This is a genomic window from Micromonospora sp. WMMC250, from assembly GCF_027460215.1.
Lineage (GTDB): Bacteria > Actinomycetota > Actinomycetes > Mycobacteriales > Micromonosporaceae > Micromonospora > Micromonospora taraxaci.
The window spans coordinates 6,639,844-6,658,802 of record NZ_JAPZBJ010000002.1 but is presented as its reverse complement, the minus strand read 5'-3'; the positions used below and the strand labels follow the sequence as shown (position 1 = coordinate 6,658,802).

At 71.3% G+C, this 18,959-nt stretch carries 20 protein-coding genes; 5 read left to right on the top strand and 15 right to left on the bottom strand.

What is annotated here, in order from left to right:
- Positions 1-28: 28 nt before the first annotated feature.
- The 3 genes from O3438_RS30385 to glnA form a co-directional block, all read right to left on the bottom strand.
- A complete protein-coding gene (locus tag O3438_RS30385; protein ID WP_269682973.1) occupies positions 29-721 on the bottom strand; it encodes a helix-turn-helix transcriptional regulator in 693 nt (230 codons plus the stop codon).
- A gap of 87 nt (positions 722-808) precedes the next feature.
- Positions 809-1,234, bottom strand: a complete 426-nt coding sequence (locus tag O3438_RS30380; RefSeq protein WP_269682972.1) for a DUF350 domain-containing protein — start codon at positions 1,232-1,234, stop codon at positions 809-811.
- A gap of 88 nt (positions 1,235-1,322) precedes the next feature.
- Positions 1,323-2,672, bottom strand: coding sequence for a type I glutamate--ammonia ligase (gene glnA, locus O3438_RS30375; RefSeq protein ID WP_088988293.1), 1,350 nt, complete (start codon positions 2,670-2,672; stop codon positions 1,323-1,325).
- 261 nt (positions 2,673-2,933) lie between these two features.
- Here glnA and O3438_RS30370 point away from each other — a divergent pair, with 261 nt between their 5' ends.
- Together O3438_RS30370 and panB are read left to right on the top strand one after the other, a co-directional pair.
- Entirely contained in the window at positions 2,934-4,691 is a 1,758-nt protein-coding gene (locus O3438_RS30370) for an NAD+ synthase (protein WP_269682971.1), read from the top strand.
- Between the two features lie 210 nt (positions 4,692-4,901).
- Positions 4,902-5,747: a 3-methyl-2-oxobutanoate hydroxymethyltransferase gene (panB, locus tag O3438_RS30365; RefSeq protein WP_269682970.1), complete on the top strand. Its 846-nt coding sequence runs from the start codon at positions 4,902-4,904 to the stop codon at positions 5,745-5,747.
- Between the two features lie 109 nt (positions 5,748-5,856).
- Here the strand turns inward: panB and npdG are convergent, their stop codons facing one another.
- The 4 genes from npdG to O3438_RS30345 all read right to left on the bottom strand — a co-directional run bounded on the left by npdG (position 5,857) and on the right by O3438_RS30345 (position 9,498).
- Positions 5,857-6,555: an NADPH-dependent F420 reductase gene (gene npdG, locus O3438_RS30360; RefSeq protein WP_269682969.1), complete on the bottom strand. Its 699-nt coding sequence runs from the start codon at positions 6,553-6,555 to the stop codon at positions 5,857-5,859.
- A 179-nt stretch (positions 6,556-6,734) separates the two neighbouring features.
- Positions 6,735-8,165 carry an RNB domain-containing ribonuclease gene (locus tag O3438_RS30355; RefSeq protein ID WP_269682968.1) on the bottom strand — a complete coding sequence of 477 codons (1,431 nt, stop codon included), beginning with the start codon at positions 8,163-8,165 and terminating at the stop codon, positions 6,735-6,737.
- 81 nt (positions 8,166-8,246) lie between these two features.
- Complete coding sequence (locus O3438_RS30350; protein WP_269682967.1) at positions 8,247-9,212, bottom strand: histone; 966 nt, start codon at positions 9,210-9,212, stop codon at positions 8,247-8,249.
- 82 nt (positions 9,213-9,294) lie between these two features.
- The gene (locus tag O3438_RS30345) at positions 9,295-9,498 is read right to left on the bottom strand and encodes a hypothetical protein (RefSeq protein ID WP_109820768.1); all 204 of its coding nucleotides are present in this window, start codon (positions 9,496-9,498) and stop codon (positions 9,295-9,297) included.
- Between the two features lie 219 nt (positions 9,499-9,717).
- Here O3438_RS30345 and O3438_RS30340 point away from each other — a divergent pair, with 219 nt between their 5' ends.
- Positions 9,718-10,215 carry an NUDIX hydrolase gene (locus O3438_RS30340; RefSeq protein ID WP_269682966.1) on the top strand — a complete coding sequence of 166 codons (498 nt, stop codon included), beginning with the start codon at positions 9,718-9,720 and terminating at the stop codon, positions 10,213-10,215.
- A 3-nt stretch (positions 10,216-10,218) separates the two neighbouring features.
- Here O3438_RS30340 and O3438_RS30335 read toward each other — a convergent pair whose 3' ends face one another.
- Genes O3438_RS30335 through O3438_RS30325 form a run of 3 tightly spaced genes read right to left on the bottom strand, consistent with a single transcriptional unit; the run spans position 10,219 to position 12,388 of the window.
- Complete coding sequence (locus O3438_RS30335) at positions 10,219-11,169, bottom strand: hypothetical protein (RefSeq protein WP_269682965.1); 951 nt, start codon at positions 11,167-11,169, stop codon at positions 10,219-10,221.
- Positions 11,163-11,495 carry a PadR family transcriptional regulator gene (locus O3438_RS30330; RefSeq protein WP_088988285.1) on the bottom strand — a complete coding sequence of 111 codons (333 nt, stop codon included), beginning with the start codon at positions 11,493-11,495 and terminating at the stop codon, positions 11,163-11,165. The genes O3438_RS30335 and O3438_RS30330 overlap by 7 nt, the downstream gene beginning before the upstream one ends.
- 20 nt (positions 11,496-11,515) lie before the next feature.
- Positions 11,516-12,388: an AraC family transcriptional regulator gene (locus O3438_RS30325; protein ID WP_269682964.1), complete on the bottom strand. Its 873-nt coding sequence runs from the start codon at positions 12,386-12,388 to the stop codon at positions 11,516-11,518.
- A 134-nt stretch (positions 12,389-12,522) separates the two neighbouring features.
- On the opposite strand from O3438_RS30325, the gene O3438_RS30320 reads away from it, so the two are divergent.
- Complete coding sequence (locus O3438_RS30320; RefSeq protein WP_269682963.1) at positions 12,523-13,113, top strand: GrpB family protein; 591 nt, start codon at positions 12,523-12,525, stop codon at positions 13,111-13,113.
- Between the two features lie 135 nt (positions 13,114-13,248).
- Here O3438_RS30320 and O3438_RS30315 read toward each other — a convergent pair whose 3' ends face one another.
- Entirely contained in the window at positions 13,249-14,025 is a 777-nt protein-coding gene (locus O3438_RS30315; protein ID WP_269682962.1) for a hypothetical protein, read from the bottom strand.
- Between the two features lie 156 nt (positions 14,026-14,181).
- Positions 14,182-14,793, bottom strand: a complete 612-nt coding sequence (locus O3438_RS30310) for a GNAT family N-acetyltransferase (RefSeq protein ID WP_269682961.1) — start codon at positions 14,791-14,793, stop codon at positions 14,182-14,184.
- A 252-nt stretch (positions 14,794-15,045) separates the two neighbouring features.
- Between O3438_RS30310 and O3438_RS30305 the strand changes: the two genes are divergently transcribed.
- Positions 15,046-15,735, top strand: coding sequence for a transglutaminase domain-containing protein (locus O3438_RS30305; protein ID WP_269682960.1), 690 nt, complete (start codon positions 15,046-15,048; stop codon positions 15,733-15,735).
- Between the two features lie 12 nt (positions 15,736-15,747).
- On the opposite strand, the gene O3438_RS30300 is transcribed toward O3438_RS30305, so the two are convergent.
- From O3438_RS30300 to O3438_RS30290, 3 genes are all read right to left on the bottom strand, one after another.
- Positions 15,748-16,689, bottom strand: coding sequence for a redoxin domain-containing protein (locus tag O3438_RS30300; protein ID WP_269682959.1), 942 nt, complete (start codon positions 16,687-16,689; stop codon positions 15,748-15,750).
- Positions 16,690-17,916: an epoxide hydrolase family protein gene (locus O3438_RS30295; RefSeq protein WP_269682958.1), complete on the bottom strand. Its 1,227-nt coding sequence runs from the start codon at positions 17,914-17,916 to the stop codon at positions 16,690-16,692.
- A 134-nt stretch (positions 17,917-18,050) separates the two neighbouring features.
- Positions 18,051-18,875 (bottom strand): SDR family NAD(P)-dependent oxidoreductase, encoded by an 825-nt coding sequence (locus O3438_RS30290; protein ID WP_269682957.1) that lies wholly within the window; start codon positions 18,873-18,875, stop codon positions 18,051-18,053.
- Between the last annotated feature and the right edge of the window lie 84 nt (positions 18,876-18,959).

Here is an 18,959-nt window from a genome sequence, read left to right as displayed (position 1 = left end):
ACGCCGGACGAGACGGGGCCGCCGCGCCTCAGACCAAGCTCAGCGGACGGACCCGCCGGTGCGGGATGTCGAGGTCGTTCAGGTGCAACTCCCGGGACACCACGTCGGGCAGCGCCCGGACGCTGCGGATCCGGTCGGTCCGGAAGCAGCGCAACTCGTCGCGGAGTCGACACCAGGCCACGAGATACCAGTGGCGGGTGTTGCCGAGGTAGCCCAGCGGCTCGACGTCGCGCAGCGAGCCCGTGCCGTCGCGGTCGGCGTACCCGATGCGCAGCACCCGCCGCGCGGCGACCGCGTCGGCGACGACGGCCGGGACGGGTGTCGCCGGCCCGTCGCCGACCAGGTGCACCCGGCCGGCGAGGCGGTGCGCCTCGGCGGCGTCGGCGGCCGGCAGCACCGCCACCAGCTTGCGCAGAGCGGTGCCGCCCGGCCCGGCGAACGGCGTGCCGGCGAGTCGGTGCAGCGCCACGGCCATCGCGACCGCCTCGGCGGCGGTCAGGTTGACCGGCGGCAGGGTACGGGCGCGGTCCACCACGTAGCCGCCGGTGCGCCCGGGCTCGGCCCAGATCGGCACCCCGGCCTCCTGGAGAGCGCCGATGTCCCGTTCGATGGTGCGGCTGCTCACCTCGAAACGGGCAGCCAACCAGCGGGCGCTGCGCGGCCTCGGTGACACCGCCCGCAGCTCCTCGACCAGCGCGTAGAGACGGTCCGTGCGGTTCATGCCCGGCACGCTACGGCCGGGGTACGACGCCCGCCCGCGACCGCCCACGGACCGCTCGCGACCGCGACCGCTCGCCCGCACGCGGCCTCAGGCGATGCAGGCGCAGACGATCAGCGCGGCCCCGAAGTGGGTGGCGGCGCTGACCCGGGCCGCCGGGTGCGGCTCGGGCGAGCAGATGACCTCGCCGAGCTTGCCCGGGGTGAGCAGGTCCAGCACGAAGAAGGCCAACGCCATGATGGCCAACCCGACCAGCCCGAAGACCACGGTGGAGGCGAGCCCTTTGCCGAAGTCGCTGTAGCTGGTCAGGATCGCGGTGAACACGATGCCGGCGATGCCGAGCTGGTTGGCGGCGAGCAACAGCCCGGCGTTGGTGTTGCGGTCGACCCAGATCAGGTCCCGCAGCCGGCCCGGGGTCAGCAGGTCGACCAGCCCGAACCCGGCCGCCATGAGCCCGACGCCCACGATCCCGAACACGACGCTCTGCCAGGCACCGCTGAGCAGATCCTCCAGCACCGACTGCCTCCCGACTCTCCGCCCGGAGGGGTACCGGCGCGGTGATCGAGACGATAGCGGCAGGGCGCAACCGCGTCAGCCCCAGTGGCTACAGCGCCAGGTAGCGCTGCCGCTCGTACGGGGTGACCTCGCGGCGGTACTGCTCCCACTCGGCCCGCTTGTTGCGCAGGAAGAAGTCGAAGACGTGCTCGCCGAGCACCTCGGCGACCAGCTCGGACTCGGCCATCACGTCGATCGCCTCGGCCAGGTTCTCCGGCAGCGCCTCGTAGCCCATCGCACGCCGCTCCGCGCTGGTCAGCGACCAGACGTCGTCCTCGGCGCCGGGCGGCAGCTCGTACCCCTCCTCGATGCCCTTCAGGCCGGCGCCGAGCAGCACCGCGAAGGCGAGGTACGGGTTGGTCGCCGAGTCCAGCGAGCGGACCTCGACCCGGGCCGAGTTGGGCTTGCCGTACGCGGGCACGCGGACCAGCGCGGACCGGTTGAGGTGGCCCCAGCAGACGTACGCCGGGCTCTCGGTGATGCGGTCCGGGAGGTGCTGCGGGAAGAGCCGCTTGTACGAGTTGACCCACTGGTTGGTGACCGCCGTGTATTCCCGGGCGTGCACCAGCAGGCCGGCGATGAACGACTTGGCCACCTTGGAGAGCTTCATCGGGTCGCCGCTGTCGTGGAAGGCGTTGCGCTCCCCCTCGAACAGCGACAGGTGGGTGTGCATCCCGCTGCCCGGCTGGTCGGTGAAGGGCTTCGGCATGAAGCTGGCCTGCACACCGGTGGAGAGCGCCACCTCCTTCACCACGTGCCGGAAGGTCATGATGTTGTCGGCGGTGGTCAGCGCGTCGGCGTAGCGCAGGTCGATCTCCTGCTGGCCGGGCGCGACCTCGTGGTGGCTGAACTCCACCGAGATGCCGATGCGCTCCAGCGCCAGCACACCCTGGCGGCGGAAGTCGCGGGCGACGGCGTGGGTGGTGTGCTCGAAGTAGCCGCCGGTGTCGACCGGGGTGGGCACCGAGCCGTCCTGCGGGCCGTTCTCCAGCAGGAAGAACTCGATCTCCGGGTGGGTGTAGAAGGTGAAGCCCTTCTCGGCGGCCTTGGACAGCGCGCGGCGCAGCACGTGCCGGGGGTCGGCCCAGGACGGCCCGCCGTCGGGCAGCAGGATGTCGCAGAACATCCGGGCGCTCTCGCCGCTGACCCCGCCCTCGAACGGGAAGACCTGGAAGGTGGTCGGGTCGGGCATGGCCACCATGTCTGATTCGAAGACCCGGGCGAAGCCCTCGATCGCCGAGCCGTCGAAGCCGATGCCCTCCTCGAAGGCCGCCTCCAACTCCGCTGGCGCCACCGAGACGCTCTTCAGCGTGCCCAGCACGTCCGTGAACCACAGCCGGACGAACCGGATGTCCCGCTCTTCCAGCGTACGGAGGACGAACTCCTGCTGACGGTCCACTTCCCCAACCCCTCGCGACGCTCATTTGTCCGCATTGGCCGGGCTGCACCCGACCTGATCGCCCAGTCTTCCCGGGCCTGGTTACGCAGACGTTACGCGAACTGCCGCCGGCCGTCCCCTCACCTCCCGCCCGACGGACGGACGCCCCGCCGCGAAGCCCAGCCCGGGCCCCACCGCGCGGCGGATACGCCCGCCGCAGCGTGGCGACCATCTCGCCCGAGGGGTGGGATTCAGCAGCGGAGGCTGGGGCAAGATGAGGACATGCCCACCCTGCGTCTCGCCCTGTCCCAGGTCAACCCGAGCGTCGGCGACCTCGCCGGAAACGCCGACCTGGTCCGCAGCTGGACTCGCCAGGCCGCCGATGCCGGTGCCCAGTTGGTGCTGTTCCCGGAGATGATGCTCACCGGTTACCCGGTCGAGGACCTGGTCTTCCGGCGTTCCTTCGTGGCCGCGTCCCGGGCCGCCGTGGAACGGCTCGCGGCCGACCTCGCCACGGACGGCCTCGGTGAGGTGCCGGTCGTGGTCGGCTACCTGGACGCCGACGGGCCGCCGCAGGTCAGCGGGGACGCCCAGCCGGGCCGGGGCGCCCGCAACGCCGCCGCGCTGCTGCACCGGGGCACCGTCGCCGCCCGCTACTTCAAGCACCACCTGCCCAACTACGGCGTCTTCGACGAGGACCGCTACTTCGTCTCCGGGGACGCGCTGACCGTGGTGCGGATCGGCGGGGTGGACGTCGCGCTGACCATCTGCGAGGACCTGTGGCAGGCCGGGGGCCCGTTCGCCGCCGCCCGGCGCGCGGGCGTCGGCCTGGTGGTCAACATCAACGGCTCGCCGTACGAGCTGAACAAGGACGACGTCCGGTTGCCGCTGGTGCGCCGTCGGGCCGCCGAGGCGGGCGCCGCCATCGCGTACGTGAACATGGTCGGCGGCCAGGACGAGCTGGTCTTCGAGGGCGACTCGATGATCGTCACCGCGGACGGTGACCTGCTCACCCGGGCCCCCCAGTTCGTCGAGCACCTGCTCCTGCACGACGTCGAGCTGCCGACCGCCACCGACCTGCCGACCGGCGAGTCCGTCGCGGACGGCATGCGGATCGTGCGCAGCACTGTCGACGGCATCCCGGCCGCACCGACCGGCCCGGCCGCCACCGGAGGTCTGATCGAGCCGGTGGCCGACGAGGCCGAGGTGTGGCAGGCACTGGTCCTCGGTCTGCGCGACTACGTCAACAAGAACCGGTTCCCGTCGGTGGTGCTCGGCCTCTCCGGCGGCATCGACTCGGCGGTGGTGGCCGCGTTGGCCGTCGACGCGCTGGGGCCGGCCCGGGTGGTCGGGGTGTCGCTGCCCAGCCAGCACTCCTCCGAACACTCCCGGGAGGACGCCGCGGACCTGGCCAAGCGCACCGGCCTGGACTACCGCATCGAGCCGATCCAGCCGATGGTGGACGGTTTCCTGGCCAACCTGTCGCTGTCCGGTGTGGCAGTGGAGAACCTCCAGGCCCGGGTCCGTGGCGTGATCCTGATGGCGTTGTCGAACCAGGAGGGCCACCTGGTGCTGACCACCGGCAACAAGAGTGAGCTGGCGGTCGGCTACTCCACCCTGTACGGCGATTCGGTGGGCGGCTTCAACCCGGTCAAGGACGTCTGGAAGACGCTCATCTGGCGACTCGCGAAGTGGCGCAACACGGACGCGGCGCGACGCGGCGAGACCCCTCCGATCCCGGAGAACTCGATCGGCAAGCCGCCGAGCGCCGAGCTGAGCCCGGGGCAGCTCGACAGCGACAGCCTGCCCGAGTACGACGTTCTGGACCCGATCCTGATCGGCTACGTCGACGGTGACCTCGGCCGTGACGGGCTGGTCGAGTCGGGTCACGACCCGGCGGTGGTGGACAAGGTGCTGCGGCTGGTGGATACCGCCGAGTACAAGCGACGGCAGTCCGCGCCGGGCACGAAGATCTCGATGAAGGCGTTCGGTCGGGACCGCCGTCTGCCGATCACCAACCGGTGGCGCGAGCACGGCTGAGCCCTACACCGTGGGGTGACGGGTCGGTGGCACGGCCCGGCACCGCCTCGCGGCGCTGCGAACGACGGCCTCGCGGCTCTGTCGCCGGTGATCTCGCGTCGCGGTGGAGTGACATCTTGCACTGGGCCCTGCCATCGCCCCGTCTCGCGGTGCGACGATCGCGACGGAACCCGGGGACCGCGCAGGCGGCCTCGAGGAAGGGAGACAGAGATGGTGGAGTCCACTCCGAACGAGGTGACAGCCCTTTACGGGGGCCCGGCCACCCGACGGGTCCGCACCCGGGACCTGATCGCCGCCAAGGAACGTGGTGAGCGGTGGCCGATGCTCACCTCGTACGACCAGTACACGGCGTCGATCTTCGACCAGGCCGGCGTGCCGGTGCTGCTGGTCGGCGACTCGGCGGCGAACAACGTGTTCGGCTACGAGACGACCCTGCCGATCACCGCCGACGAGCTGCTTCCGCTGGTACGGGCCGTGGTGCGGGCGACCCGGCAGTCACTGATCGTGGGTGACCTGCCGTTCGGCTCCTACGAGGAGGGGCCGGCCCAGGCGCTGCGCACCGCCGTCCGGTTCATGAAGGAGGGCGGCTGCCACGCGGTGAAGCTGGAGGGTGGCCGTCGCTGCGCCGCCCAGATCGCCGCGATCGTGGGCGCCGGCATCCCGGTGATGGCGCACATCGGTTTCACCCCGCAGAGCGAGCACACCCTGGGCGGCTACCGCGTGCAGGGCCGGGGCGACGCCGCCGACGAGGTGCTGGCCGACGCGCGGGCGGTGGCCGAGGCGGGCGCGTTCGCCGTGGTGCTGGAGATGGTGCCCGGCGAGGTGGCCAAGCGGATCACCAACGAGTTGCCGATCCCGACGGTGGGCATCGGTGCCGGCCCGGACACCGACGCGCAGGTGCTGGTCTGGCAGGACATGGCCGGCCTGCGCACCGGGAAGACGCCACGCTTCGTCAAGCGGTACGCGGACCTGGCCGGCGCCCTCACCGACGCCACCCGCCGGTTCGCGGACGAGGTCCGGGGCGGGGAGTTCCCCGCCTCCGAACACACCTTCTAGAGCCCACAGCGGCGTGATCGACTCGGGTTCGCCGATGTCGGGGTCTCCCAGGCACCGGGATACCGCGATATCGCCGAACCCGAGTGGATCACGCAGCCGGCACCGCCGGTCAGATGTCGGTGACGCGAATGCCGGCGTGGGCCTTGTAGCGCTTGTTGATGGCGATCAGGTTGGCGGTGAACGCCTCGATCTGGTGGGCGTTGCGCAGCCGGCCGGCGTAGATACCGCGCATCCCCGGGATCCGCGCGGCGAGCGCACCGACGATGCCGACCAGTTCGCGGTCCTCGGTGCAGATCAGCACGTCCAGGTCGATCCGGTCGACCTCGGGGTCGGCCAGCAGCGGGGCGCTGACGTGGTTGAACGCCGCGCAGACGCGGGAGTCGGGCAGGAGCGCGGCGGCCTGCTGCACGGCGCTGCCCTCGGCGACGGTCAACGCGTACGGGCCCTGCTTGTCGAAGCCGAGCGGGTTGACGCAGTCGACGACGATCCGGCCGGCGAGCGGCTCGGCGAGGGCGGCGACGGTGGCGGCGTGCCCGTCCCACGGCACCGCGATGATCACCACGTCGCTGCGTCGGGCCACCTCGTCGTTGGCCGCGCCGGTGACACTGCCGTCGGCCGGTACGCCGGGCAGTGCGGCGATCTCGGCGGCGGACTCGGCGGCCCGCTCGGCGGAGCGGGACCCGATCAGCACCGTCTGCCCGGCCCGTGCGAACCGGTAGGCGAGGCCCCGCCCCTGGTCGCCGGTGCCACCGATGATGCCGACAGTCAGCCCGGACACGTCGGGGAGCGTGCTCGCGTCGTATGCCATGCGGTCATCCTCGCAAACCGTCCGGCCCGGCACCGCGTCAGGCCGTCGGGGTTCGGGTCGGTCAGCCCAGCTCGGAGACGCCGGCCCGGCACCGCGTCGGGCCGCCGCCGGACGGGTCGGTCAGGCCAGCTCGGAGACGCCGGCCCGGCACCGCGTCAGGCCGTCGGGGTTCGGGTCGGTCAGGCCAGCTCGAACAGGACGGTGCGGGCCGCCGGGTCGGCGGTGACCAGGCGGACCCGGACCCGTTCACCGAGTGGCAGTTGCCCGAGGCAGCGGGCACGCACCGGAGGGGCGTCCAGGGCCACGGTGCCGCCCGGCGGTCGGGGCCGGGACCGGCCGTTGGGCGGAGCGTCGACGTCGAGGACGGCCGCGTCGAAGGTTTCGCCCACCCGGTGCTCCAGCACGGCGGCCTCGGCCAGGTCGACGGCGCCCCGGGCGGCCGCCGAGGCGGTCCGGTCGGTGCTCGCCATCACCTCCGGCAGCCGGGGCAACGCGGCACGGGCCCAGTCGGGCACCGGCTGGCCGGCGTGCAGCGCCAGGCACACCTCGGTGGCGTACCGGTCGGCGAGGCGTCGCAAGGGCGCCGTGACGTGGGCGTACGCCGCCGCCACACCGCCGTGCTCCGGCTGCTCCGGCACGGTCCCGTCGAAGGCGGTGTACGCGGCCCCGCGCATCAGCTCGGCCGCCTGGTCGATGAACGCGGCGGCGCGCGGCTGGGAGGCGTCCAGACCGGCGATCACCTGACCGGCGCCCATCTCGTCCGGCCAGTGCACGCCCAGCGGCGCGGCGGCGGCCCGTAGCCGCTGCACGGCCTCCGGCTTCGGCCCCGGCATGGTCCGCAGCAACCCGACCCGGCCGGCCAGCATGATGTCGGCGGCGGCCATCCCGGTCAGCAGGGAGATCTGGGCGTTGTGCTCCTCCATGGGCACCGGTGCGCGCAGCACCAGCTGCCAGCCCTCGCCGTCGGGCTCCAGGTCCTGCTCGGGCAGCGGCAGGTTGATCGCGCCACGACGCAACCCCCGGGCGGTCAGCAGGTCGCCGATCTCGGGCAACAGCGCGATCGGGTCGGGCAGCCGGCCGGCCTCGGCTGCCGCCTGCACCCCGGCGTAGTCGAGTTTGGCCCGGCTGCGGACCAGGGCGCGTTCCAGCTCGACCGCCACGGTGGCCCCGTCGGTGTCCAGGTCGATCGTCCAGACCACAGCGGCCCGGTCGTCGTCGGGCAGCAGACTGGCAGCGCCCTCGCTGAGCGTGTGCGGGTGCAACGGCACGTTCCCGTCGGGCAGGTAGATGGTCTGCCCCCGCCGCCAGGTCTCCGCCTCCAACGCGCCGCCCGGCTTGACGTGCGCGGCGACGTCGGCGATCGCGTACCGCACCCGGTAGCCCCCGCCGGGGCGGCGGGCGAGGTGCATCGCCTGGTCCAGGTCCCGCGAGGTCGCCGGATCGAGGGTGACGAACGGTACGTCGGTGCGGTCGACGGGCGGACGAGGTGGCGCGCTCGCCGCCTCGTCCGCCTCACGCTGGGCGTCAGGCGGGAACTCCTCGGGCAGGCCGAGTTCGCGGCGCAGCGCGCCGAAGTCGATGCGGGGCGCGAGTACGCGTCGGATGACCACGGGTCAATCCTGACAGCGCCGCCGGTGATCCGCTTCCGGTGACCGGCCGAGATGTCCGCCCGACGCGCCGCGGCGGTTCGCTCAGCCGGTGGCCTTCCGGGCGGTGCTGCGCGTACCCCTGGGGGCGGTGGCGCGTGCGGCGACCGGGCGGGCCGGCGACTTGCGGGCGGTGACCTTGCGAGCCGGGGCCTTCGCCGCGACGGTCCTCTTCGCCGGGGCCTTCTTCGCCGCCGCCTTGCGCGCGGTGGTCGACGAGGTGCCGGTCACCTTCGCGGCGGGTGCCGTCCTGGCCGGAGCCTTGCGGGCGCCGCCGCTGGGGCGGGTGGACGCGGCCTTCTTGGCCGGGGCCTTCTTGGCGGCTGCCTTCGTCGCGGCCGTCTTCTTCGCCACCGTCTTCTTGGCGGCGGACGCCTTCGTCGCGGTCTTCCGCGCCGGGGCCTTCGCCGCGGTGGCGGTCTTGCGGGCCGGGGCCTTCGCCGCGGTGGCGGTCTTGCGCGCCGTCGCCCTCGTCGCGGTGGCGGTCTTGCGGGCGGGTGCCTTCGCGGCGGCGGTGGTCTTCTTCGCGGCGCTCACGGTCTTCTTCGCGGCGCCGGTGGTCTTCTTCGCCGCACCCGTGGTCTTCCTCGCGGCGGCGGTGGTCTTCTTCGCGGTCGCGGTGCTCTTGCGCGTCGCGGGCCGCGTCGCGGCGGCGGTGGAAGTGCGAGACGCTGGCGCGCGCTTCGCGGCGACTGTCGTCGTGCGGGTGGTGGTCTTCTTCGCCGGGGCCTTCTTGGCCGTCGTGGCCCGGCTGGTCGTGGTGGTCCTGCTCGTCGTGGTGGCCTTCTTCGCGGGGGCCTTCTTGGCCGCCGTGGTGGTCTTCTTGGCCGGGGCACGCCCCGCGCCGCCGGCCGCCTTACGCGCGGGGGCCTTCGCCGCCGTCGCACCGGCGGTGGACTTGCGGACCGGGGTGGTCCGGCTCGCCCCCGTGTTCCGTTCCGCCGCGGCGGTCTTCTTCGCGGTGGTCCGTCGGGCAGCCGGGCGGGTGGTGGCCTGCTGTGCTTCGGCCATCGTGGTTCCCTCCTTGGGGACGTGCTCTCGCGTGCGTCCTCGCGGAGCACGAAATGCCTCGGCGCGAGCCGTCCCGCGCCGCCTACCTGTCTTCTCCGGCCCAACGAGCGTCCTCGGCATCCCACGCCTCGTTCCGCTCCTGCACTCGTTGCAGGGCGTTCTCCGCGTCGGCCGCCGAGTCGTACGGGCCGAGTACGTGCTTGGCCGGACACACGTCGGCGTCCGTCTCGACCCGGTGATGCCGGGTGCACCAGTAGAACTGCCCACCACGTCCGCTGTCGCTCATGGGAATCACTGTGCACCGCGATCCGGCCGGCCGCCACCGGATCGCACAAGTCGCCGACCCTCTCCACAGTAGATATGCATTGCGTTCGTCGGGCCGGAACAGCAAAAGAAGCGCAGGCCGGGACACTTTTCCCCGCCGTACCGTCGGCTGGTCGGCCTGACGCCCGACGTGACGTGACGGGACGGCGCTGGCCGGCGGGCTCCTGCCTATGATCGCCGGATGGGAACACCGGACTACATCGTGGGCATGCGCAAGCATGTCGGGCACGACCTGCTCTGGCTGCCCAGCGTCAGCGCGGTGGTCCGCAACGACGCCGGTGAGCTGCTGCTCGGTCAGCGTGCCGACGACGGCCGCTGGTCGGTGATCAGTGGTTTCGTCGAGCCGGGTGAACAGCCGGCCGCGGCGCTGGTCCGCGAGGTGCGGGAGGAGACGGGTCTGGAGGTCGCGCCGGTGCGGTTGTCCAGCGCCGTCTCGCACCCGCACACCTACCCCAACGGGGACCGCTGCGAATACCTCAACCTGGGCTTCCTGTGCCGGCTGGTGTCCGGCACCGCCCGGGTCAACGACGACGAGTCGTTGGCCGTCGGGTGGTTCCCGGTGGACCGGTTGCCCGAGTTGGACAAGCACGCGCTGCTGGTCCTCGCGTACGCGTTGCGCGAGAACCAGGTCGCCGGCTACCTGGAGCCGGGCACCACCTGGGACGACGTACCCGACTGAGGTTCACACCGGGGTCGCCGCGAGGGCGACCTGCTCGGCCGGGGTCGCCCGGGCCGCCCGGATGGTGTACGCGAGCGCGTACGGCATGCAGGCCAGGTAGAGCATGGGCTCCACCCGCAGTTGGTAGCTGATCAGCTGGAAGATCTCCCACGGGATGTGCTGCGGCACGCCGACGCTCCAGCCTGTCCAGGCGGCGACGAGCCACAGCGGCGCGGCGAGCCAACCGACGTCGTCCGGTCGCAGAGGACCGCTGAGCGGGCCGGCGCCACTGCCCATCGGGAGGGTGTCGACGACGGCGCGGATCACCGCGAGGTCGGTCGCCGCGAGCGCGCCGAGCACACCCACCCACCAGGCGGCGCGGGGTCGGTGCCGGGCGGCGAGGCTCGCCACTGCCCAGAGCGCGAGTGTCAGGCCGGCCAGCCACAGCAACAGACCGGGTACGGCACGGGCCAGGTCGTCCGGGTAGATGACGTACAGGACCGGGACCGCCGCCGCACCGATGGGGAGCACCACGCCGAGCGCGATCCGCAACGGGCCGTCGAGGGCGTTGTGCCGGGCCCAACGCCCGGCGAACACCGCCAGCAGTGTCGCCATCCCGGCGGTGAGCGCCGTCCAGATCGGCTTCTCCACCCAGATCGCCCCGTTCGAGATCTGGATCTGGAACGGGATGTAGGCGCTGCCGAGCACGATGCCGACGCAGGCGATCGGGGACAACAGCAGCGCGGCTGCCGTACGGCGGGCCCGCCGGTGCAGCACGCTGCGGTCGACCACCGGAGTGCCGGCCCGGCTCACCGCGAGGCTCGCGGCGAAGCCGAGCATCTTCGTCCGACGGCCGCTCTCGGCGAGCACGTGCAACTCGGCGGCCCATTCGCGGCGCAGGTCGTCGCGGACGTGGGCGGGCCAGCGGCGGGCGGCCATCTCCAACAGCAACGCGGCGACGCGTCGGCTCACCATGCCGGCGCTCCGGTCGGCTCGGTGCCGCCCCACGATGGACGGCTGTCGGGAATCGCGGCTCGCAGGTCGGCGAGCGCCTGCCGGGCCCGTGTCACCCCGACGGCGGTGAGCCGGTAGTAGCGGCGGGCCGGCCGACCGGCCGCGACGGGATCGATGTCCTCCCAGTCGGCGGCCAGCCAGCCGGCCTCGGTGAGCCGGTGCAGCACCGGGTAGAGGGTGCCGCTGGGCAGGTCGGTCATCCGCATCAGGTCCAACCCGTAGCGCTGCGCGTCGGGTTCGGCGAGCAGCGCCGCGAGCACCTTGGCCACCGGAATGGTCATCCGCATCCGGCAACTGTATCGGAACTCTACATAGGGGTGGGTACCCGTTCGACGGGAATCCACAGCTCGGCGTCCGCCTCGGTGCCGTCCGCGGAGACCCGGACCCGGGAGATCTCCGGTCCCGGTCGGCTGCGGTACGGGTTGGACGGAAACCACTGGGTGAACACGTCCCGCCACAGGTACTGCACCGCCTGCGGGAACGCGCCCGACGTGGTGAACACCGCCCACGTGCCCGCCTGCACCGGCAACGCGTCCATGTCCTCCGGCGGGACGGCGCCGGTCACCACCCCGTGCCAGTAGTCCAGCTCCGTGCCCTCGGCCCGACTGTCGGCGAGGTTGTCGCTGACGTTCACGATCCCTTTCGGCTCCTGATCGGAAAGGGCCTCGATCCGCCCCGTCGTCTCTTTGTCGATGCCCTTGATGAACGCGACGATCGCCGGATTCATCCCCTCGTGCACCAGCGGAACCCGGGCCTTGCGCCCCACCAGCGCGAACGCGTCCTTGTCGACGATCCGGTACTCCATGCTGCCGCTCCCTTCGACGGTGAGTCGGAAGGACATCCGGGGCTGGGCGCGCAGCGTCGCCCCCGTACGCCGAGCCTCTCCGGGCCCCACGCCGTGTACGGCCTGGAACGCCCGGGCGAACGCCTCGGTCGACCCGTAGCCGTAGTGCACCGCGACGTCGAGCAACGTCCGCTCCCCCGCCAGCACGTCCGCCCCGGCGACCGTGAGTCGACGGCGACGGATGTACTCCGACAGCGGCATCCCGGCCAGCGCGGAGAACAGCCGCCGGAAGTGGTACTCCGACGTCAGCGCGATCCGCGCCAGCTCCGCCACCTCGATCTTCCGGTCGAGGTGCCGCTCGATGTACGTCATGGCTTCGTTGAGCCGCTCCAGCACCAGGATCTCCTTCCCTTTCGAGCAGTAACGCTAGGCAGCGAGGCCCCTGCCGCACCCGACATCCGGTGCCCGCAATGGTCGGGTCGATCGTCCTGTCGTAGCCTGGCCGACTTTGCTTCTTCGAGGAGGTTGACGTGGCCGAGTATCCGCAGGACGTCGTGCAGCGCTTCCACGGCACCCCGGAGCAGGTGGACGCCGGCCTGGTGGGCGAGCCGCCCCGGACCTGGGGGTCCGTCGTCATCGAGGAGTACGACCCGGAGTGGGCGCAACTGTTCACCGCCGTCCACGCGTCGCTCACCGAGGCGTTGGGACCGCTGGTCGTCGGTGTGGAACACGTCGGGTCCACGGCGGTGCCGGGGCTGGCGGCCAAGCCCGTCGTCGACGTCGACCTCGTCATCGAGGACACCGCCGAGGAGTCGAGCTATCTTCCGGCCCTGGAACGGCTCGGCTACCGACTCGTCCTGCGGGAGCCCTGGTGGCACGGACACCGGATGCTGCTCAGCCCTGCCGAGGACGTCAACCTGCACGTCTGGCCCCGGGGTGCGCCGGAACCCGTCCGGCACCGACTGTTCCGCGACTGGCTGCGCGCGCATCCGGAAGACCGGGAGCAGTACGCCTCGACGAAGCGCCGCCTCGCACGGGACACCGCGCACCGCCCCCGCGACTACAGCCTGGCGAAGAACGACGTCATCGACGAGATCTACGCGCGCATCTTCGCCGCCTGACGGCGCGCTGGTCGCCGACGGCCACGCGCAGATCTTGGACAGTTTCCGTTAGGAGGGCCCGCCGAGCTAACGGAAACTGTCCAAGATTCGGCCGTAGGCCGAGCGTGTGAGCCTGCCAATGACCATCCGGATTCGTCAGGAACAGTCGAAGCGGTAGTCGAACGGCCTGGTGGGGCACGTGGTGCAGACGAACAGGTAGATCCCGCCGACGTCGCCCAGCATGAGCCCGCTGGGGTTCTGGATCGTCCGCCACGGGTGATCGTCGGTGGTGTCCCATCCCCACCCGGCCATCGCCGGACGATCCTCTACCGGAATCCACCGTTTCTCGTCACCGCGGCTGAACTCCCAACTCGCGACTGTCAGCAGATGGTCCATGGACGCGCCGCACCCGCAGACCGGCCAGTCCGGAGACTGGGTCCAGCCGGGGTAACCGCCAACCTTGATCCCCGAGGCGACCGCCAGATCGGTTTCGTACTCCCAACCGGTCTCCTGCGCCACCCGACTCATCGTGTCTTTGATCTGCGGCCGGACGGCATCCGGAAGGTCCCAGCCCGGGTACTCGGTGACCCGCTCCGGGTCAAGCACGCAGGGGTTGGGGACGTGCGCTGGATCTGACTCCTCATCCGGTACGGGCATGTCCTGAAGTCGGGCACCGATGTCGGCGCGGCGACGCCATCGCAGCGCAGGGCGAGGTGTCGTCCACGGGTCATGGTCGAATGGGCACCACAGGACCTGCAGCACGTCCGTACCCGCTGGGAACGGCACCTCGGGTACGTCCTCGGCCAGCAACTGCACTACCGGCACCAGCGGTGCCGCCGGCTCACCCGGACCACCCTCGTAGTGGTCGCCGGGCTCCGGTCCGTCGCACATCGGCCAGGCCTCGTCGGCCGGCCACAGCAGCGGGCCGCCCACCGAACTCTGCTCCGCCGTCGGCGAACCTGGGCGGGGATGCAAGCGGACGGTCGTCCGTGCCAATGGGGCAACCGGCGCAAAGACCTGCGGCACGTCGATGGGGCTGGAGGGGGTGGTGTGCACACCGCCGATCGTAGGAGGCGCGCAGTCACGTGCTCAGCGCAGTGGCTGCTGCATGATCCAGGTGGGTACGGGCTCCGACAGCGAGCCCACCACCTCCCAGCCGGCCCGGCGGTACAGGTCGACGTTGCCCGGCTTGCTGGTTTCCAGGATCGCCGGCAGTCCGTCGGCGGCGGCGCGATCCAGCCCGGCCCGCATGACGGCCCGACCCCAACCGCGTCCGGCGCTGTCCGGGTGGGTGCCCAGCACGCCGAGATACCAGAACGGGTACGTCGGCAGGGCGGCGTGCACCGTGTCGTCGTAGCCCTGCACGCGGGCCCGCACGTCGGCCGGGTAGGGAGACACCTCCGGCGACTCGTGCGCGGCGTCCGGCACGGAAGTAGGCACGGAAGCCGCGCCGGAAGCCGGTTGCCCGGCCGGCGGGTCCCAGAGGGCGACCGACGCGCCGCCGCCCAGCGTCCAGACGGACGACAGGTGCACCCGCTTGTCGAAAAGGTTCCCGAAGAAGGCGGCGGCGTAGCGCGGGTAGGTGTCATCGTCGGGAAACAGGTGACGCAGGATGGGATCCTGCACGAACGCGGCAACCAGGGTGCCGACCACCGCCTCGCGGTCCGCCGGGGTGGCGATGGCAATCTCGGGCGTCGTCATGGAAATCCACGATATTGCAGGCCGGCTGCCCCCACCGCCCCGGCGCGGGACGGCAGACTCATCGCATGACCATCGATGACCACCGGCAGCACTCCCCGTACAGCGATCCCGGGCCGCACGCCGCGCTGCTCGACGCCGTCCCGGCCGACATCGCATCGGTGGCGGCGACCGTCCGCAATGTGATCGTCCACTACCGCGCCGGTGGGGTGGAGTTGCCCCCCCGACCGGCTCGAAGAGGTCAACTGTCGCTGGGTGGACCGCATCCTCGATACCGACCAGTCCCGATTTCCGCTGCCTCTGGCCGCGGAGCGCCCGGCCGCGGACCGGGTGGCCGGCTGCTGCCGGGACCACACGCTGCTCTCGGTCGCGGTGTTGCGTCAGCACGGCATCCCCAGCCGCAGCCGGGTCGGTTTCGCCTCGTACTTCGCGCCCGACTGGCACCACGACCACGTGCTGGTGGAGTACTGGGACGGCCGCCGGTGGGTCTGGGCCGACCCGGAGCTCGACCCGGCCGGAGACTGGGGGTTCGACGGCTACGACATCGACCCGAAGGCCGGGCTCTTCGACTCGGCGGCGCGGGTGTGGTCGGCGTACCGGGCCGGGACGATCGACCCCGAGCTGTACGGGGTGAGCCCGGAGCTGCCGATCCGAGGCGACTGGTTCATCCACGACTACGTCCTGATCGAACTGGCCCACCGCCAGAAGGACGAACTGCTGCTCTGGGACGGCTTCGGCGCGATGACCGAGGATCTCAGCACCGCCGACCTCACGCTCGTGGACGAGATCGCCGCGTTGCTGCTCGCCGCCGACGACGGCGACGAGGCAGCGGAGAAAACCCTCGCCGACCGGTACGCCGGCGACGCCCGGCTCCGCCCCGGCCCGCAGGTGCACTGCATGTCACCGGTCTCCGGCGCCGAAAGCACTGTCGACCTGCGTCGCTGAGCGACAGGCGCACTACCCGAAGGTGAAGGCGTACGCGGCCGCGCCGGGCTCGGCGAACGTGATCTCCAGGGTCCGCTCGCGGACCGCGCCGTCCTGGCGTACGAGCTGGTAGAGGCGACCGTCCTGGAGCACCCCGTTGCCGTCGGCGTCCACGTCGACGCCGTGGGACCTGCCGGGAGCCTCCCCGTCGAGAAGCACCCGGAACGGGATCGACGGTCCCGGCGCGGGGGCCAGCACGAGGTGGGCGTCCCGGGCGTGGAACCGGAACGCGATGCTGCCGCCGGCCCGGTCGACCACGACGCTCTCCGCCCCGATCGTCCAGTCCCCCGCCAGCGCCCACTGGTTGAGGCTCAGACGCTCCGGCAGGTGGTAGGCGCGGCGTTCGTCGAGCGCCGGGCCGTCCGGGGACGCGAAGTGTTCGCCGCGGCTGAAACCGAGGTACGTCTCGGGCGTCCGCAGGTTGTCCCAGTCGGCCTCCGCCTCCGGTCCGACCCCTTTGACGGGTACGGGATCCCGCTCGATGCCGAGCAGCTGTTGGAGGCTCCGCTCGGACTGCTCGTAGCGCCCCTCGCCGAAGTGCTCGTCCCGGAAGACCCCGTCGCGGTCGACGAAGTAGAGCGCCGGCCAGTAGTGGTTGTCGAAGGCCTGCCAGATCGCGTAGTCGTTGTCGACGGCGACCGGGTAGTCGATCGACCGGGCCGTGACCGCCCGGCGCACCTGGTCGACGTCGTGCTCGAACGAGAACTCCGGTGTGTGCACCCCGACGACGACCAACCCGTCGTCGCGGTACGCCTGCGACCAGGCCCGGACGTGCGGTTCCTGGCGTAGCCAGTTGATGCAGGTCAGCGTCCAGAAGTTCACCAGGACGACGCGTCCGCGCAGGTCGTCCGGGCCGAGTGGCTCGGAGTTGAGCCACTCGGCCGCCCCGCTGAGCGGGGGCAGGTGCACGGCCATCTACCGCAGCGACCGGAAGGCGGTCCGAAGCTCCTCGGAGAAGATCTTCGGCTGTTCCCAGGCCGCGAAGTGCCCGCCGACGTCGAGCTTGTTGTAGTAGATGAGATTGGAGTACGCCTGCTCGGCCCAGCTCTGCGGCGCCTCGTACAGCTCGTCGGGGAAGACGCTCACGGCGACCGGCACCTTGACGCCCTTGGCGGCGAAGAACGACAGCTTGTTCTCCGCGTACAGACGGGACGCGGAGATCGCGGTGTTGGTCAACCAGTAGAGCGAGATGTTGTCCAGGATGTCGTCACGGGTCAGACCCGCCTTGGCGCCGTCGAAGACCTGCGCGATCAGCGCGAGACTCTTGGCGTCGTGGTCGAGCAGGAAGGACGCCAGACCCACCGGGGAATCCGCCAACCCGGTGAGCGTCTGCGGACGCGTCGCCATCATCAGGGCGTACGCAACGTGCTTCCAGACGTAGTTGGCTTCCTCGGCGGCACGCATCTCGTCGGCGGAGAGACCGGACGGCAGTGAGCCCATGGCGTTGTTCGCGCCGGTGGTGTCGCCTTGGAACAGCAGGTCGATTTCGGGTGGGATCGCGCCGGGCATGTTGGTGTGGATGCCGAGCAGTTCCGGGGGCGCCTGGAGGCCCATCTGGTCCACGATGACGGCACCCCAGTCGCCGCCCTGCGCGACGAACCGCGTGTAGCCGAGGCGCTTCATCAGCTCGGTCCAGGCGGTGGCGATCTTCTGCGGGCTCCAGCCCGACTCGGTCGGTTTGCCGGAGAAGCCGTGCCCGGGCAGCGACGGGATCACCAGGTGGAAGGCGTCGGCCGCGCTGCCGCCGTGGGCGGTGGGATCGGTGAGCGGTTCGATGATCTTCATCTGCTCGATCACCGAGCCGGGCCAGCCATGGGTGACGATGAGCGGCAGCGCGTCCTCGTGCTTGGAGCGCACGTGGATGAAGTGGATGTCCACTCCGTCGATCGTCGTCAGGAACTGCGGCAGGGCGTTCAGCCGTGCCTCGACCTTGCGCCAGTCGTACTCCTTCTCCCAATAGCGGGCGACGGCCTGAATGGTCGCGAGAGGCACACCCTGCGACTGGTCGTCCACCGTTTCCTTGTCCGGCCAGCGGGTCGCCTTGATGCGCCTTTTCAGGTCGTCGAGGTCGGCCTGGGGAATGTCGACCGAGAACGGCCGAATTTCCGTGGTGCCGGGACGGGTCTTGGTTTTGACAGCCATGCGGGTTCCTCTCCGTCTAGGTTTGCGCCCTGCGAGGAGAATTCGTGGGCCTGTGTGCCATTCCGACATGGGCACGCCGCCGCCATATCTCGGAGCCTAGAACGCCGCACCCGGGGCCCGTGGCGATACGGCGGTCAGGGGGCTGCGACCGCCTGTTCGGCGGCTCGACTGACCTGCTCCCAGCCCGCCCAGGTGTCCATCCGCCGGCGGGAGATGTCGAACGCCAGGTCGTACACCATGCTTCCGAGCAGGAGTCGCAGCGGCGGGTCGTCGCTGTCGACGAGTCGGAGCAACGCCTCGGCGGCCAGCCTGGGTTCGCTGTCGATCGACCCTTCCGCCCACTGTCGTTCCAGTTCGGCGCGCAGCGGCGCGTACGCCTCCAACGGGGTGGTGGCGGCGATGCTGGTGTAGAGGTCGGTCCAGTATCCGCCCGGCTGCACGATGCTGACCGTGATGTCGAAGGCCGCCGCCTCCATGGCCAGGGCCTCGCTCATGCCTTCCAGGGCGAATTTGCTCGCGCTGTACATGCCGGTGCTCGGGAAACCGCCGAGCGCGGCGATGCTGGACACCTGCACGATGTGGCCGGACCGTTGGGCCCGCAGGTGCGGCAGCACGGCCTGACCGACCCAGAGCGCGCCGAAGAAGTTCACCTCGAACTGGGCGCGCGCCTCGGCCTCGGTGAACTCCTCGACCATGCCCATGGACATGGTGCCGGCGTTGTTGACGACGATGTCGAGCCGGCCGAAGTGCTCTACGGCGGTGTCGACGGCGGCGACGACCGCCGCCCGGTCGGTCACGTCGAGCGGCAGGGCCAACAGTCGGTCGGCGTGCCGCTCGTCGAAGTCGCTCTGGGCGATGCTGCGGGACGCGGCGACCACCTGGTCGCCCCGGTCGAGCGCGGCGTCCGCGAAGGCACGGCCCAGACCACGGCTGGCGCCGGTGATGAACCAGGTACGCATGTGAGCTCCTTGATTCTTGTGAGACGAGACGGTTCGTCTCGCGTTATGAGGAGAGTAGGCTCCCGCGCCACTGCCGTCAAGACG